Source organism: Blastococcus sp. SYSU D00813, from assembly GCF_054050735.1.
On the sequence record NZ_JBJGZX010000031.1, the window covers coordinates 36,255 to 52,030 of the forward strand.

At 77.5% G+C, this 15,776-nt stretch carries 12 protein-coding genes; 7 read left to right on the top strand and 5 right to left on the bottom strand.

The window, feature by feature from the left end; genetic code table 11:
• Positions 1-36: 36 nt before the first annotated feature.
• Genes ACI8AX_RS18185 through uxaC form a run of 3 tightly spaced genes read right to left on the bottom strand, consistent with a single transcriptional unit; the run spans position 37 to position 4,351 of the window.
• The gene (locus ACI8AX_RS18185) at positions 37-1,566 is read right to left on the bottom strand and encodes a gluconokinase (protein WP_456551254.1); all 1,530 of its coding nucleotides are present in this window, start codon (positions 1,564-1,566) and stop codon (positions 37-39) included.
• A complete protein-coding gene (locus tag ACI8AX_RS18190) occupies positions 1,563-2,936 on the bottom strand; it encodes a mannitol dehydrogenase family protein (protein WP_456551255.1) in 1,374 nt (457 codons plus the stop codon). Before ACI8AX_RS18190 ends, ACI8AX_RS18185 begins: the two co-directional genes overlap by 4 nt.
• A complete protein-coding gene (uxaC, locus tag ACI8AX_RS18195; RefSeq protein ID WP_456551256.1) occupies positions 2,933-4,351 on the bottom strand; it encodes a glucuronate isomerase in 1,419 nt (472 codons plus the stop codon). The genes ACI8AX_RS18190 and uxaC overlap by 4 nt, the downstream gene beginning before the upstream one ends.
• 132 nt (positions 4,352-4,483) lie before the next feature.
• On the opposite strand from uxaC, the gene ACI8AX_RS18200 reads away from it, so the two are divergent.
• Genes ACI8AX_RS18200 through ACI8AX_RS18220 form a run of 5 tightly spaced genes read left to right on the top strand, consistent with a single transcriptional unit; the run spans position 4,484 to position 10,673 of the window.
• Positions 4,484-5,776, top strand: a complete 1,293-nt coding sequence (locus tag ACI8AX_RS18200; RefSeq protein WP_456551257.1) for a lactate racemase domain-containing protein — start codon at positions 4,484-4,486, stop codon at positions 5,774-5,776.
• Positions 5,773-6,594 (top strand): ATPase, encoded by an 822-nt coding sequence (locus tag ACI8AX_RS18205; protein WP_456551258.1) that lies wholly within the window; start codon positions 5,773-5,775, stop codon positions 6,592-6,594. The genes ACI8AX_RS18200 and ACI8AX_RS18205 overlap by 4 nt, the downstream gene beginning before the upstream one ends.
• Positions 6,591-7,295 carry a nickel pincer cofactor biosynthesis protein LarB gene (gene larB, locus ACI8AX_RS18210; protein ID WP_456551259.1) on the top strand — a complete coding sequence of 235 codons (705 nt, stop codon included), beginning with the start codon at positions 6,591-6,593 and terminating at the stop codon, positions 7,293-7,295. The genes ACI8AX_RS18205 and larB overlap by 4 nt, the downstream gene beginning before the upstream one ends.
• Positions 7,292-8,503, top strand: coding sequence for a nickel pincer cofactor biosynthesis protein LarC (gene larC, locus ACI8AX_RS18215; protein WP_456551260.1), 1,212 nt, complete (start codon positions 7,292-7,294; stop codon positions 8,501-8,503). Before larB ends, larC begins: the two co-directional genes overlap by 4 nt.
• A complete protein-coding gene (locus ACI8AX_RS18220) occupies positions 8,490-10,673 on the top strand; it encodes a glycoside hydrolase family 3 C-terminal domain-containing protein (RefSeq protein ID WP_456551261.1) in 2,184 nt (727 codons plus the stop codon). The genes larC and ACI8AX_RS18220 overlap by 14 nt, the downstream gene beginning before the upstream one ends.
• 4 nt (positions 10,674-10,677) lie before the next feature.
• On the opposite strand, the gene ACI8AX_RS18225 is transcribed toward ACI8AX_RS18220, so the two are convergent.
• Positions 10,678-11,724, bottom strand: a complete 1,047-nt coding sequence (locus ACI8AX_RS18225; RefSeq protein ID WP_456551262.1) for a LacI family DNA-binding transcriptional regulator — start codon at positions 11,722-11,724, stop codon at positions 10,678-10,680.
• Between the two features lie 64 nt (positions 11,725-11,788).
• Positions 11,789-13,012 (bottom strand): ROK family protein, encoded by a 1,224-nt coding sequence (locus ACI8AX_RS18230; protein WP_456551263.1) that lies wholly within the window; start codon positions 13,010-13,012, stop codon positions 11,789-11,791.
• A 72-nt stretch (positions 13,013-13,084) separates the two neighbouring features.
• Here ACI8AX_RS18230 and xylA point away from each other — a divergent pair, with 72 nt between their 5' ends.
• Together xylA and ACI8AX_RS18240 are read left to right on the top strand one after the other, a co-directional pair.
• On the top strand, positions 13,085-14,275 hold the full coding sequence (xylA, locus tag ACI8AX_RS18235) for a xylose isomerase (protein WP_456551264.1): 1,191 nt from the start codon (positions 13,085-13,087) through the stop codon (positions 14,273-14,275).
• A 7-nt stretch (positions 14,276-14,282) separates the two neighbouring features.
• Positions 14,283-15,692, top strand: a complete 1,410-nt coding sequence (locus ACI8AX_RS18240) for a xylulokinase (RefSeq protein ID WP_456551265.1) — start codon at positions 14,283-14,285, stop codon at positions 15,690-15,692.
• Positions 15,693-15,776 lie beyond the last annotated feature (84 nt).

A 15,776-nucleotide genomic window follows, 5' to 3' on the forward strand; every position in this document is an offset into this window, starting at 1 on the left:
GGCCGCCGCGATCGCGGCGGCCCAGCGGAGAGGACCTCAGCGGTGGGCGGGCGGCAGGGCCGCGGCCGCCACGCCCAGGGCCTCGACCAGCCCGGCGAGCCGGCCCCGGAGCCGGGTCGCGGCCGCCACCTCCGCGTCGCCGGGCACCACCGGCGGATCCTCGTCGACCGCGGGGACGAGCACCGCGGGCGCGTCCTCGAGGCGCGCGCTGTGGCCGAGGGCGTGGACGGCGAGGGCCGCCGCCCCGAGCGCGCCGCCCTCCGCGTCGGACCCGACGTGCAGCGGCCGGCCGAGCGCGGCGGCGACCGACGTCCGCCACAGCGGGGCCCGGAAAGCCCCGCCGGTGGCCCGCACCTGGCCGACCGGCGCGACGGTGTCGAGGACGTCGACGACGGCAGCGAGCTGTGCCGCCACCCCCTCGACCGCGGCCCGGACGAGGTGGGCGCGGGTGTGCCCGCGGCGCAGCCCGAGGTAGGCGCCGGGGACGTCGGGGTCCCACAGCGGCGCCCGCTCGGCGACCAGGTACGGGAGCATGACCAGCCCGTCGCTGCCGGGCGGAACGCTCCCGGCGAGCGCCAGCAGCGCCTCGTCGGCGTCCCCCGCCCCGCCCGCCAGGTCCGGCGCCAGGGCGTCGGCCGCCCACCGGACGACGTGCGCGCCGTTGCTGATCGCGCCGCCGACGACCCAGTGGTCGGCGGTCAGGGCGTAGCAGAACAGCCGCCCGAACGGATCGGTCGCCGGCCGGTCGACGACGGTCCGCACGGCGCCGCTGGTGCCCAGGTTGAGCCCGGCCGTCCCGCGCTCCATGGCGCCGGTGCCGAGGTTGCCGAGCGGGCCGTCGGCGGCGCCGGCCACCACGGGTGTCCCGGCGCGCAGGCCGGTGCGGTCGGCCAGGGCGGGGGAGGAGCTGAGGATGGCCGTGGTCGGCAGCACCTCCGGCAGCTGCCCCCGGTTCACCGCGGCCAGCTCCAGCGCGCCGTCGTACCAGTCGCCGGCGACGAGGTCGAGCATGCCGGTGCCCGACGCCGACGACAGCTCCGTGACGAGGAAGTCGGTGAGCGCCAGGAGCACGTACTCCTTGAGCCCGACCCACCAGCGCGCCTCGGCGCAGGTCCGCTCGTCGTTGGCGGCGAACCACATGAGCTTGGTCAGCGGCGACATGGGGTGCGCCGGGGTGCCGGTCACCCGGTGCAGCTCCGCGGCCAGGCCGGACGACCGCAGCCACCGGGCCTCGCCGGCGGCGCGGGAGTCCGCCCAGGTGAGCAGCGGCGTCACCGGGCGGCTGTCCCGGTCGAGGGCCAGGAGGCCGTGCATCGCGGTGCCGACCGAGACGGCGGTGACCGGCGCCCCCGCCGTCGCGGCCAGGCACTCGCGCAGCGCCTCGACCGTGGCGGCCACGACCGCGTCGGGGTCCTGCACCTGCCAGCCCGGCCGCGGCTCGGACAGCGGGTACTCGCGCAGCGCGGTGGCCCGCCAGGAGGTCCCGGGGGAGAAGGCGACGGCCTTGGCCGCGGTCGTGCCGACGTCCAGGCCGATGACCACGTCCCCCGGCGGAGGGGTGGTCACCGCCGGCCCGACAGGTCCGCCGCCCGGTTCCGGACGGCGGACACCAGCTCGCGGTCGTCGGCCAGCGCCGGGTCCAGCGCGGACAGCACCCGCGGCACCGCCCCGGCGCGCTCGCCGGCCGCCAGCCGGCCCAGGTCGTCGGCGCGGACGTCCCGCACCGGGAGCCCGACCCCGCGCAGGTGCAGCAACCACGCCGCCAGCACGGTCACGACGGGCTGGGGAAGGCGCCCCGCGGCTCGCTCCAGGCGCAGCACCGGCAGCAGCCGGACCGGGAGCTTCTGCGAGCCGTCCGTGGCGATCTGCGCCAGCGCGTGCCGCATCCGCGGGTTGGCGAACCGCTCCAGCAGGGCGGCGCCGTAGGCCTCCGCCTCGGGCGCCGGCACCGCGAGGTGGGGCGTGCAGAGCCCCCACCACTCCTGCAGCAGCGCCCGGCAGGAGTCGTCGGCCACGGCCTCGGCCACCGTCGCCCGGCCGCGCAGCCCGCCGGTGTAGGCCAGCAGCGAGTGCCCGCCGTTGAGCAGCCAGAGCTTGCGCTGCTCGAACGGCGTCACGTCGCCGGTGAGGACGGCGCCGGCGCGCTCCCACGCGGGCCGGCCGCCGGGGAAGTCCCCGGCCACGACCCACTCGCTGAACGGCTCGGTGACCACCGGAGCCCGGTCGTCGACGCCGGTGGCGGCCAGGACGGTGGCCCGGTCCTCCGCGGTGGGCTCGGGGGTGATCCGGTCGACCATCGTCGTGGCGGTGGAGACCCGGCCGGCGATCCAGCCGGTCAGCGTCGGGTCGACGGCCTCGGCGCAGTCGCGGACGACCTCGGCGAGCGCGGCGCCGTTGTCGGGCAGGTTGTCGCAGGGCACGAGCGTCAGCGGCCCGGCGTCGGCCGCGCGACGCGCCAGCAGGCCCGCCACGATCCGCGCCGGCACGGTCCCCACTGCCGCCCGCGGGTCCGCCCGCAGCGCGGCGACGTCCCGGGCCACCGCGGGGGCGTCCGCGTCGAGCCCGCCGCCGGGGCGGCGGTGGTAGCCGGCCTCGGTGACGGTGGTGGTCAGCACCCGCACCGCCGGGTCGGCGAGCAGGGTCAGCCAGGCGGTGGTGTCAGCGGCCGCGTGCGCCCGGACCAGTGAGCCGACGACGTCGAACCGGTCCCCGTCGGCGGAGCGGGTGACCAGCGTGTACAGGCCGTCCTGCGCGCTCAACGCCTCGGCGAGGTCCGGTCGCCGCCCGGTGAAGGCGGCGATGCCCCAGGGGTCGCCGTCGGCCGCGCGGTCGGTGTACCAGGCCTGGTGCGCGCGGGAGAAGGCGCCCAGCCCGAGGTGCACGGCCCGCACCGGGGGCGCCGCGCCCGGACCGCGGCGCAGCGGTGCCCCGGTCACAGCTTGAAGACCTCGCGCGGCCGCCGGTCGACCAGGTCGACGGCGATCTCCAGCGCCTCGTCCTCGGGCACCACGTGCTCGGTGACCAGGCGGGCCAGGTAGCCGCTGTCCAGCCGCCGGGACATGTCGTGCCGGGCGGGGATGGAGCAGAAGGCGCGGGTGTCGTCGATGAAGCCCGACGTCCGCCGGAAACCGGCCGACTCGGTGACCGCGCCGCGGAACCGGCGGACGGCGTCGGGCGCGTCGAGGAACCACCACGGGGCGCCGACGTACACCGACGGGTAGAAGCCGGCCAGCGGGCCCAGCTCCCGGGAGAACACCGTCTCGTCCAGGGTGAACAGCACCAGGTGCAGCGACGGGTGGGTGCCGAAGCGCTCCAGCAGCGGGCGCAGCGCGTCGGTGTACTCCACGCGCAGCGGGATGTCGTGCCCGGTGTCGGGGCCGTACGCGTCGAACGTGGGCCGGTGGTGGTTGCGGCGGACGCCGGGGTGGATCGTCATGACCAGGCCGTCGTCGCACGACATCCGCGCCATCTCCAGCAGCATGTGCCGGCGCAGGGCGACGCACTCGGTTACGGACGCCGTCCCGGCCAGCGCGGCCCGGTACACGCGCTCGGCCTCGGCCGGCTCCAGCGGCGCGGTGCCGACGTCCTCGTGGCTGTGGTCGGCCGAGGTCGTCCCGTGCGCACGGAAGTGCGCCCGGCGCCGCTCCATCGCCTCCACCCAGCCGACGAAGCTGCCCGTGTCCGCGCCGCTGACCTCGCCGAGCCGGGTCACCGCCGCGGCCCAGCCGGGGGCCGCCGCCTCCAGGTAGCGGTCGGGCCGGAAGGTCGGGACCACCCGGCCGCCGAACCCGGGGTCGGCGGCCAGCTGGGCGTGCGCGGACAGGTCGTCGCACGGGTCGTCGGTGGTGGCGAGCACCTCGATGCCGAAGCGCTCGAACAGCGCCCGGGGACGGTAGGCGTCCTTGGCCAGCCGCTCGGCGACCTGGTCGTAGATCGCGTCGGCGGTACCGGGGGATGGCCGGACGCCCACGTCGAACACCTCGGCGAGCTCGGCCTCCAGCCAGTAGCGGGTGGGGGTGCCGGCCAGCACCGGCCAGTGCTCGCACAGCCGCCGCCACACCGCCCGCGCCTGCGGCTCGCTGAGCGGGCCGCGGCCCACCCCCAGCTCGGCCAGCGGGATCCCGCTGGCGTGCAGCAGCCGCGTCACGTAGTGGTCCGGCGTCACGAACAGCGCCGCGGGGTCGGGGAAGGGGACGTCGTCGGCCAGGATCCGCGGGTCCACGTGCCCGTGCGGCGACAGGATCGGCAGCCCGCGCACCGCGTCGTACAACCGGCGGGCGACCGCACGGACGCCGGGCTCGGCGGGCAGCAGCCGGTCCGGGTGCCGGTCGAGGGCGTCGGGGGCGGGCATGGCGACCATGCTCTGGAGCGCGCTCCGTCGGCCGGAACGGGTTGCCACGAGTTGCCGCCCGGGCACCCGACCGGCTCCGCAGTTGGGCCCCGGCGGTTGCCCGCGTCACATCCCGCGGCGCATGGTGCGGCCATGACCCAGGTGTCCCTCCACCCCCGCACGGCCGCCGTCAGCACGGTCGGCGGCCCGGACGGCGTCCTCGACGACGCGCGGGTGGCCGGCTTCCTGGCCGACTGCCTGGCCGCCGAGGACCTCGAGGGGCGCAGCGTCTGCGTGGTGGTGCCCGACGCCACCCGCAGCTGCCCGCTGCCGCTGCTGCTGTCGGCGGTGCACGGCGCGCTGACCGGCCGGGTGAGCCGGCTGACCGTGCTCATCGCGCTCGGCACCCACGCGCCGATGAGCGAGGCGCAGCTCGCCCGCCACCTCGGGTACCCCGCCGGCGACCTCGCCGCCCGCTATCCCGGCACGACGGTGCTCAACCACGAGTGGGCCGACCCGGACACCTTCGTGTCGCTCGGGACCATCCCCGCGGAGCGGGTGGCCGAGCTGTCGGATGGGCGGCTGAGCGAGAGCGTGGACGTGCGGCTCAACCGGGCCGTCGTGGAGCACGACGTCGCGCTCGTGGTCGGGCCGGTGTTCCCGCACGAGGTCGTGGGCTTCTCCGGCGGCAACAAGTACTTCTTCCCGGGCGTCGCGGGCCAGGAGATCATCGACCTCTCCCACTGGCTCGGTGCGCTGATCAGCAGCGCGGAGATCATCGGCACCCGCGGCACCACGCCGGTGCGCGCGCTCATCGACGAGGCCGCGGCGATGGTCCCGGCGCAGCGGCTGGCCGCCTGCGTGGTGGCGCAGTCGGGCAGCGGCGCCCTGCACTCGGTCGCCTTCGGCGACCCGCAGGCCGCCTGGGCCGCCGCCGCGGACGTCTCCGCCCGGACCCACGTGCGCTACCTCGACGCGCCGGTGCGCCGGGTCGTCTCCGTCGTCCCGGAGAAGTACGACGACATGTGGACCGCGGCCAAGGGCTTCTACAAGGTCGAGCCGGTCGTGGCCGACGGCGGCGAGGTGCTGATCTACGCCCCGCACATCACCCGGATCTCGGAGATGCACCCCGAGATCGAGCAGATCGGCTACCACTGCCGCGACTACTTCGTGCAGCAGTGGGACCGCTTCTCCCACCTGCACTGGGGCGTGCTCGCGCACTCCACCCACCTGCGCGGCGCCGGCACCTACGACGCCGCCACGGGCGTCGAGCGGCCACGGGTGCGGGTCACCCTCGCCACCGGCATCCCGGAGGACGTCGTCCGTGCGGCGAACCTGGAGCACCTCGACCCGGCGGCGGTCGACCTCGCGGCCGCCGCGGCCGACCCGGACACCCTGCTGGTGCCCGAGGCCGGCGAGGTGCTGTTCCGGCTGGCCGCCCGGTGACCGCGGCGCCGCTGCGGCGGCTGGAGGAGGTCCTGGCGCAGCTGCCGCGGCGGGCGGTCGCCTGCAGCGGCGGGGTCGACAGCCTGCTGCTGGCCACCGTCGCGCACCGCGCCGACCCGGCCGGCACGCTCGTGGTGCACAGCGTCACCCCGGCGGTGCCGGCGGCGGCCACGGCACGGGTGCTGGAGGCGGCCTCCGCCGAGGGGTGGGCGCTGCGCATGGTCCGCTCGCGCGAGTTCGACGACCCGCGCTACCTCGCCAACCCCCGGGACCGCTGCTACGTCTGCAAGACGCACCTGTACGACGCGATGTCCGGCGTGGTTGCGGCGGTGGACGGCACGCACGTGCTGGTGTCGGGCGCCAACACCGACGACCTGGGGGAGTACCGGCCCGGGCTGCGTGCCGCCGCCGAGCACGGCGTCCGCCACCCCTACGTGGAGGCCGGCATCGGCAAGGCCGGCATCCGGGCGATCGCGGCCCGCCTCGGCCTCGGGTGGGCGGACCTGCCGGCCTCGCCGTGCCTGGCCAGCCGGCTGTACACCGGCACGGCGGTGACGCCGCTGCGGCTGCGGGCGGTCGAGGTGGGGGAGGCGCTGGTCACCCGGCACACCGGCGTCCGCGTGGTGCGCTGCCGCGTGCGCGACGACGAGGTGCGGATCGAGGTGGGCGAGTCCGACCGGCACCGGGTCGACGCCGCCGTGGTCAGCGCGGTGCTGTCGGGCATGCGCACCATCGACCCGTCGCTGCGGCGTGCCGAGCTCGACGAGCAGGCCTACCGGCCCGGCCGCGCCTTCGAGCTCACCCCGGTCGCCCGGTGACCGACCCCGCGCACGCCGACCACGGGTACGTCGACCTCGGCTTCGCCCGCGTCGACACCGACCGCCTGGCGCGCACCGGCGACCCCGAGGTCGTGTACGGCGCCGGCAAGACCACCGAGGAGGTCGTCGCGGTGGTCGCCACCCTCCGCGAGACCGCCCCCGGCCGGCCGGCGCTGGTGACCCGCGCGACCCCGGGGACGGTGGGAGCCCTGCGGGACCGGTGGCCCGACGCGACCGTCGACCGCTCCACGGTCGCGGTCGGCGAGCTGCCTCCACCGCGCGGCACCGTCGCCGTGGTCACCGCAGGCACGTCCGACGAGCCGGTGGCCGCCGAGGCCGCCCTCACGCTGCGCGCCTCGGGGGTCGGGGTCGTCCGGGTGACCGACGTCGGGGTGGCCGGGCTGCACCGGGTGCTCGACGCCCGGCCGGTGCTCGCCGCAGCCGACGCGCTCGTGGTCGTCGCCGGCATGGAGGGGGCGCTGCCCAGCGTCGTCGGCGGGCTGGTCGGCACGCCCGTGATCGCGGTGCCGACCAGCGTCGGCTACGGCGCGAGCTTCTCCGGGCTGTCGGCGCTGCTGGGGATGCTCAACTCCTGCGCGCCGGGCGTCGTCGTCTGCAACATCGACAACGGGTTCGGCGCGGGCGTCGCCGCCGCGCGGATCGCCCGCGGGCTGGCCGACGCCCGGGGGGACCGAGCGTGAGCCGGGTCGGCTGGCTCGACCTCTCAAACGGCGTCTCCGGCGACATGCTGCTGGGCGCGCTGGTCGACGCCGGCGTCGCCCTCGACGACCTCCGGGCGGCCCTCGCGCCGCTCGACGTGCCGGTGACGCTGCGCGCGGAGGAGGTGCGCCGCGGCGGCCTGCGCGCGGTGCGGGTGCACGTCGACGCGCCCGAGGCCGGCCAGCCGCACCGCACGTGGGCCGACGTCCGGCTGCTGCTCGACCGGCTGCCCGGGCCGCTGCGGACGTCGTCGTCGGCGGTGTTCCGGGCGCTGGCGCAGGCCGAGGCCGGGGTGCACGGGGTGCGGCCGGAGGAGGTGCACTTCCACGAGGTCGGCGCGCTCGACGCGGTCGCCGACGTGGTCGGGGTGTGCGCCGGGGTGGCCGCGCTGGGTCTCGACCGGCTGGTCGTCTCGCCGGTCGCGCTCGGCGGCGGCTCGGCGCGGACCGCGCACGGCCGGATCCCCGTCCCCGGCCCGGCCGTGCTGGCGCTGCTCGCGGCCGCCGGGGCGCCGGCGTCGGGCGGGCCGGACGACGAGGAGCTCGCCACGCCCACCGGCGTCGCGCTGGCCACCACGCTGGCCAGCGGCTTCGGGACGATGCCGCCGATGCGCCCCGAGCGGACCGGCGTCGGCGCCGGCGGCCGCGACCCCGCGCACCGGCCGAACGCGGCCCGCCTCGTGGTCGGCGAGCTCCTCGGCGCCGCCCCGGCCGAGGACCTGCTGCTCGTCGAGGCCACCGTCGACGACCTCGACCCGCGAGTGTGGCCGGCGGTGATCGCCGCCCTCCTGGCCGCGGGCGCGCGCGACGCCTGGCTCACGCCGGTCCTGGTGAAGAAGGGCCGCCCCGGCCACGTCGTCACCGCGCTCACCGGGCCCGCCGCCGCCGACGCTGTCCGCGCCGTCCTGTTCGCCGAGACCACCACCCTCGGCGTGCGCGAGACCCCCACCCGGCGGCACGCGCTGGCCCGGGCGTTCCGGACCGTCGACGTCGACGGCCAACCGGTGGCCGTCAAGCTGGGCCTGACGCCGGAGGGCCGCGTGCTCAACGCCATGCCCGAGTGGGACGACGTCGCCCGCGCCGCGGCCGCCCTCGGCCGCCCCGCCAAGCAGGTGCTCGCCCGGGCACTCGGCCTCGCCGAGCACCTGACCACCGCCGATCCCCCGGAGGACGACGATGACCACGCCTGACCCGATCGCCCCGGCCGACGCCGCCGCGCTGAGCAGCGGCGCCTCGTTCTGGACGACGACGGCCGTCGGCGACACCGCATCGTTCTGGCTGACCGACGGCCCGCACGGCGTCCGCCGCCAGGCCGGGTCGCCCGACCACCTCGGGCTGGCCGCCAGCGAGCCGGCGACCTGCTTCCCGCCCGCCGTCGGGCTGGCCCAGTCGTGGGACCCGGAGCTCGCCGGGGAGGTCGGCGCGGCGCTCGGGCGCGAGTGCCAGGCGCAGGGCGTCGGCGTGCTGCTCGGGCCCGGGGTCAACATCAAGCGGGATCCGCGCGGCGGCCGGAACTTCGAGTACCTGTCGGAGGACCCGGTGCTCACCGGCACCCTGGCGGCCGCGTGGGTGCGCGGCGTCCAGGGCGAGGGCGTGGGCACCTCCCTCAAGCACTTCGCCGGCAACGAGGCCGAGCACGACCGCATGCGGGCCAGCTCCGACGTCGACGAGCGGCCGCTGCGCGAGGTGTACCTGCGCGCCTTCCAGCGGGTCGTCGAGCAGGCGCGGCCGTGGACGGTCATGGCCGCCTACAACAAGGTCAACGGCGTGTACGCCACCGAGGACCGGTGGCTGCTCACCGACGTGCTGCGCAGCGAGTGGGGCTTCGACGGGGTGGTGGTCAGCGACTGGGGCGCGGTGTCCGACCGCGTCGCGGCCGTGGCGGCGGGGCTGGACCTGACCATGCCCGGCCCGGACCACGACGGCGACGCCGCCCTGGTGGCCGCCGTCGCCGACGGCCGGCTGGACCATGCCGCGCTGCAGCGGGCCGGGCGGGCCGTGGCCGACCTCGCCGCGCGGGTGGCCGCCGGGCGCCGTCCGGAGGCGACGTTCGACGCCGACGCCCACCACGAGTTGGCCCGCCGGGCCGCCGCCCGCTGCGTGGTGCTGCTGAGGAACGAGGACGCGGTCCTCCCGCTGGGCCCGCAGCGGTCCGTGGCCGTGGTCGGCGAGTTCGCCGAGCAGCCGCGCTACCAGGGCGGCGGCAGCTCCCACGTGAACCCGACCCGGGTCGACGTCCCGCTGGAGGAGCTGCGCGCGCGGCTGGGCGAGGTCGCGTACGCCCGGGGCTTCACCACCGACGGCTCCGGCGACGCCGACGCGCTGCGCGCCGAGGCCGTGGAGACCGCCCGCGCCTCCGACGTCGCCGTCCTCTTCGTCGGGCTCGCCGCGAAGCAGGAGTCCGAGGGCTTCGACCGCGAGGACGTCGAGCTGCCCGCCGACCAGCTGCAGCTCGTCCGGGAGGTGGCCGCGGCGCAGCCGCGGACCGTCCTGGTGCTGTCCCACGGCGGCGTGGTCCGGCTCGCGCCCGTCGTGGACCTGGTGCCGGCGGTCGTCGACGGCGGCCTGCTCGGGCAGGGGGGCGGCGCGGCGCTGGCCGACGTCCTCACCGGCGCCGTCAACCCCTCCGGCAAGCTCGCCGAGACCGTGCCGCAGCGGCTGCAGGACGTGCCGGCCTACCTCGACTTCCCCGGCGGCTTCTCCCGGCACCGCTACAGCGAGGGCCTGTTCGTCGGTCACCGCTGGTACGACGCCCGCGGGATCGACGTGACCTTCCCGTTCGGCCACGGGCTCTCGTACACGACGTTCGAGGTGGGCGGTCTCCGGCTCACCGCCGCCGACGAGGGGGTCACCGCCACCGTCACCGTGACCAACACCGGCGACCGGGCCGGCCGGGAGGTCGTGCAATTCTACGTCGGGGTCCCCGGCTCCGCCGTGCAGCGCCCGGTCCGCGAGCTCAAGGGCTTCGCCGGCGTGACGCTGGAGCCCGGGGAGAGCCGCGAGGTGACGGTGCTGCTGCGCCGCGCGGACCTGGAGCACTGGCACCCGAAGGCGCAGCGGTGGGTGCTCGAGCCGGGGGAGTACGCGGTCTGGGCCGGCGTCTCCAGCCGGGACCTGCGCGCCACCGCGACCGTGGCGGTCGCCGGGGAGGAGGTCCGGCTGCCGGTCACCGACGAGACGACGCTCGGTGAGCTGATGGCCGACCCGGAGGCCGCGGCCTCGATCGCCCCGATGCTCGGGGCGTTCGGCCAGGCGGGGGACGGGGAGGTGCTCGGCATGGACATGGCGCGGATGCTCGGGTCGATCCCGCTGGGCCGGCTGCGCGCCTTCGGCGGCGCGCGGACGGCGGAGGACGCCTAGCGGGTCAGGCCTCGGCCGGCGCGGCCGCCGGGACGTTGCGGCGGCGGCCGCGCCGGCCGGTGGACCCGCGGACGACGAGCTTCACCGGCAGCACCGCCGACAGGCTGGTGCCGCGCTGGCCGCTGGCCACGAGCGTGAGCAGGTGGCGGGTCGCCGTCGCCCCCTCGGTGTAGAGCGGCGCGGCCACGGTGGTGAGCCCGGGCGTGATCAGGTCGGCGACCGGGATGTTGTCGAAGCCCACGACGCTGACGTCCCGCGGCACCCGCAGCCCGCGCGCGGTGAGCCCGCGGATCAGGCCGATCGCCACCTGGTCGTTGTAGGCGATGACCGCCGACGGGTAGCGCTCGCCGAACTCCTCCGCGGCGCGGACGCCGCCGGCCAGGTCGGGGGCGAAGGGGCCGGAGCGGCGGGCCCGCATCGACAGCCCGGCCGTCGCCTCCAGCACCGCCCGCCAGCGGGCGCCGTCGGCCCACGACGCCTCCGGACCCGACACGTAGGTCACCGACCGGTGGCCCAGCTCGGCCAGGTGCTCGACGGCCAGCCGGATCCCGCGCGCGTTGTCGGGCACGACGGAGGGGACGTCGACGATGGTCCGGTTGAGCACGATCACCGGCTTCTGCTTGGACAGCATCCGGATGGCCGAGTCCGACATCCGGGTGCCGGCGAGCAGGACCCCGTCGACGGAGGGCAGCGCCCGCTCGAGGGTCGCCCGCTCCAGCCGCTCGGACTCCTGCGCGTCGATGAGCAGCAGCGTGTAGCCGGCCGCGGTCGCCGCGGCCTGCGCGCCGTGGATGACCTCGGCGTAGAAGGGGTTGGCGACGTCGGACACGACCAGCGCCAGCAGGCGGGTCCGGGACGACGCCACGGCCCGGGCCGGGGGCGCGGTGCGGTAGCCGAGCTCGTCGGCCACCCGGCGGATCCGGGCGGCCGTCTCTGAGTTGACCCGCCCGGGCCGCGAGAAGGCGCGGGAGACGGTCGAGGGGGCCACCTCGGCGACGCGGGCGACGTCGTAGATGGTGACCGACGGCCGGTCGCGCTCGCCGTCGGTCATGGCGCGATGCTAGGCCGCTGGGCGGCCCCTCCCGGCCGCACCTCGCCCGGACGGGGGGCCCTGGTCAGGCCAGCCAGCGCGCCGGGTCGGCCAGCACCCCGGAGAGCGCCCGCAGCGCGGCCCCGGTGGCGGCGGGCGCGGCGTCGCCGCCGGCCGCCTCCACCCGCGGACGGCGCCACCGGGCGGACAGCACCCGGGCGGCCAGCTCGTCCTCCAGCTCGCGGCGGAACCCCTCGCCGAGGCCGCCGAGGAACCCGCCCAGGACGACCGTGGGGACGTCGAGCACGTTGAGCACCCCTGCCAGCGCGACCGCGAGACCGCGGCGCGCGCCGGCCAGCGCGCCGGCTGCCGCCGCGTCGCCGTCGGCCGCGCGGGCCAGGAGCTCGCCGGGGTCTCCGTCGGCGGGCAGCCCGGCGGCGGCCAGGACGGCGGAGCGTCCGGCGAAGCGCTCCAGGCAGCCGGTCGAGCCGCACGGGCAGGCGGGGCCGTCGGGGTCGACGCACACGTGCCCGACCTCGCCCGCCCAGCCGGCGCTGCCGCCCATCACCCGCCCGTCCAGCACGACCGCGCCGCCGACGCCGATCTGCCCGGACACGTACAGGAGGTCGCGGTGCGCCCCGGCCCGGCCGGGAGCCGACTCGGCGACGGTGCGGGCGGCGAGGTCGGCCTCGTTGCCGAGGACGGGGTCCAGCTCGGCGGGCAGGTGCGCGGCGAGGACGTCGGCCGGCCGGACGTCGCGCCAGCCGAGGTTGGGGGCGCGCAGCAGCACGCCGCGGTCGACGTCGACGATGCCCGGCAGCGCCAGCCCCGCGCCGACCAGCCGCACGCCCTCCGGCACCGTGCGCAGGACCCCGGCGGCCAGCCGGCCCACCTGCTCGAGCGTCGTCCGCGGGTCGCTGTCGACCCAGTCGCCGGGCACCAGCCGCTCGGCGAGGACCCGGCCGGCCAGGTCGACGACGCGGACGGCGAGCTGGCCGGCGTCCACCTGCAGGCCGAGCGCGGCCAGCCGCCCGCCGGGACGCAGCGGGGTGGCCGGGCGGCCGCGCCGCCCGGTGGCCCCGCGCTCGGCCTCGGCCAGCAGCCCGCCGGCGACCAGCTCGTCGGCCAGCCGGGCGGCGGTCGCCCGGGTCATCCCGGTGAGACCGGCGACGTCGGCGCGCGACGGCGGCTCGTCGGCGGCGCAGACCGTGCGCAGCACCAGCCCGAGGTTGCCGGTGCGCAGGGTCGACTGCCGCGCACCCTGCCGCGCGCCCTGCGCCGCGCCCTGAGCCGTCCCCGGATCGACCACGCCGACAGGCTAGTGCCCGGCGCCCTTTTGTTCTATGGTCGGACAAATCCGTGCCACCCGAGGGGACCACACATGAGCGCGACGCAGCCCACCCGCGAGGACAAGTTCACCTTCGGCCTCTGGACGGTCGGGTGGCAGGCCCGCGACCCGTTCGGCGACGCGACCCGCGCGGCCGTCGACCCGGTCGAGACCGTGCACCGGCTGGCCGACATGGGCGCCTACGGCGTGACCTTCCACGACGACGACCTGATCCCGTTCGGCAGCGACGCCGGCGAGCGGGAGCAGCACGTCAAGCGGTTCCGGGCGGCGCTGGAGGAGACCGGCCTCGTCGTGCCGATGGTGACCACCAACCTGTTCACCCACCCGGTGTTCAAGGAGGGCGCGCTCACCGCCAACGACCGCGACGTCCGCCGGTACGCCATGCGCAAGGTCATGCGGAACATGGACCTGGCCGCCGAGCTGGGGGCGCAGACCTACGTGCTGTGGGGCGGCCGCGAGGGCGCCGAGGTCGACGTGGCCAAGGACCTGGGCGCGGCGCTGGACCGCTACCGCGAGGGCATCGACACCCTCGCCCAGTACTCGATCGACCGCGGCTACGGGCTGCGGTTCGCGCTCGAGCCCAAGCCCAACGAGCCGCGCGGCGACATCTTCCTGCCCACCATCGGCCACGCGCTGGGCTTCATCTCCACGCTGCAGCACGCCGACCTGGTGGGGCTCAACCCCGAGGTCGGGCACGAGCAGATGGCCAACCTCAACTACACGCACGGCATCGCCCAGGCGCTGTGGCAGGGCAAGCTGTTCCACCTCGACCTGAACGGCCAGCACGGCCCGAAGTTCGACCAGGACCTGGTGTTCGGCCACGGCGACCTGCTCTCGGCGTTCGCCACGGTGGACCTGCTGGAGAACGGCTTCCCCTCCGGCGGCCCGCGCTACGAGGGCCCGCGGCACTTCGACTACAAGCCGCTGCGCACCGAGGACATGGACGGCGTGTGGCGCTCGGCCGCGGCCAACATGCGCACCTACCTGCTGCTCAAGGAGCGCGCGCAGGCGTTCCGCGCCGACCCGGAGGTCGCCGAGGCGCTGGCCGCGGCGCGGGTGCCGGAGCTCGCGCAGCCGACGCTGGCCGCGGGCGAGACGTACGAGGACCTGCTGGCCGACCGGTCGGCGTTCGAGGACTTCGACGTCGACGCCGCCGCGGCCCGCGGTGCCGGCGCGGTGCGGCTGTCGCAGCTGGCCGTCGAGCACGCCCTCGGCGCCCGCTGACCCGCCGATGGTGCTCGTCGCGGGGGTCGACACCTCGACCCAGGCGTGCAAGGTCGTCGTCCGGGACGCCGACACCGGCCGGCTGGTCCGCGAGGGCCGCGCGCCGCACCCCGACGGCACCGAGGTCGACCCCGCGGCGTGGGCGGCGGCGCTCGACGTCGCCGTCGCCGACGCCGGCGGGCTGGACGACGTCGCCGCCGTCTCCGTCGGCGGGCAGCAGCACGGGATGGTCTGCCTCGGCGAGGACGGCGAGGTGGTGCGCCCGGCGCTGCTGTGGAACGACACCCGCTCCGCCCGTGCCGCCACCGACCTGATCGCCGAGCTCGGCGGCGGGGAGATCGGCCGTCGCGCGTGGGCCGAGGCGGTCGGCCTGGTGCCGGTGGCGTCGTTCACGGTGACCAAGCTGCGCTGGCTGGCCGAGCACGAGCCGGACAACGCCGACCGGACGGCGGCCGTGTGCCTGCCGCACGACTGGCTGACCTGGCGGCTGGCGGGCTCTCCGGGGCTCGGGGCGCTCGTGACCGACCGCGGCGACGCCTCCGGCACCGGCTACTGGTCGGCGGCGACGGGCGAGTACCGCCCCGACCTGCTGGTGCGCGCCTTCTGGCGGACGCCGGTGCTGCCGCGGGTGCTCGGCCCGGCCGAGGCCGCGGGCACGACGCCGTCCGGTGCGGTGCTCGGCCCGGGCACGGGGGACAACGCCGCCGCCGCGCTGGCGCTGGCCGCCGAGCCCGGCGACGTCGTCGTCTCGATCGGCACCTCCGGGGTCGTGTCGATGGTGTCCTCGACCCCGGTCGCCGACCCGACCGGCACCGTGGCCGGGTTCGCCGACGCCACCGGCCACTACCTGCCGCTGATCGCCACCCTCAACGCCGCCCGCGTCCTCGACGCCACCGCGCGGCTGCTCGGGGTCGACCACGAGGAGCTCTCCCGGCTGGCGCTGTCGGCCCCGGCCGGCTCGGGCGGGCTGGTGCTCGTGCCCTACCTCGAGGGCGAGCGGACGCCGGACCGGCCCACCTCCACCGGCGCCCTGCACGGGCTGACCCTCACCACCGCGGAGCCGGCGCACCTGGCCCGCGCCGCGGTCGAGGGGCTGCTGTGCGGGCTGGCCGACGGGCTGGACGCCGTCGCCGCCGGGGGCACGCCGGTCCGCCGGGTGCTGCTGGTCGGCGGGGGCGCCCGGTCGGCGGCGGTGCGCGCGCTGGCCCCCGCCGTCCTGGGCGTGCCGGTGCTCGTGCCGCCGCCCGGGGAGTACGTGGCCGACGGGGCCGCGCGGCAGGCGGCCTGGGTGCTCTCCGGTGCGGAGGCGCCGCCGGACTGGCCGCGGCCGGGCACCGAGGTGCACGAGGCCGACCCGCTGCCCGGCGTCCGCGCCCGCTACGCCGAGGCCCGCGACCTCACCCTCGACCGGGCCTGAGCGGAGGGGGGGGGGGGGGGGGGGGGGGGGGGGGGGGGGGGGGGGGGGGGGGGGGGGGGGGGGGGGGGGGGGGGGGGGCGGCGG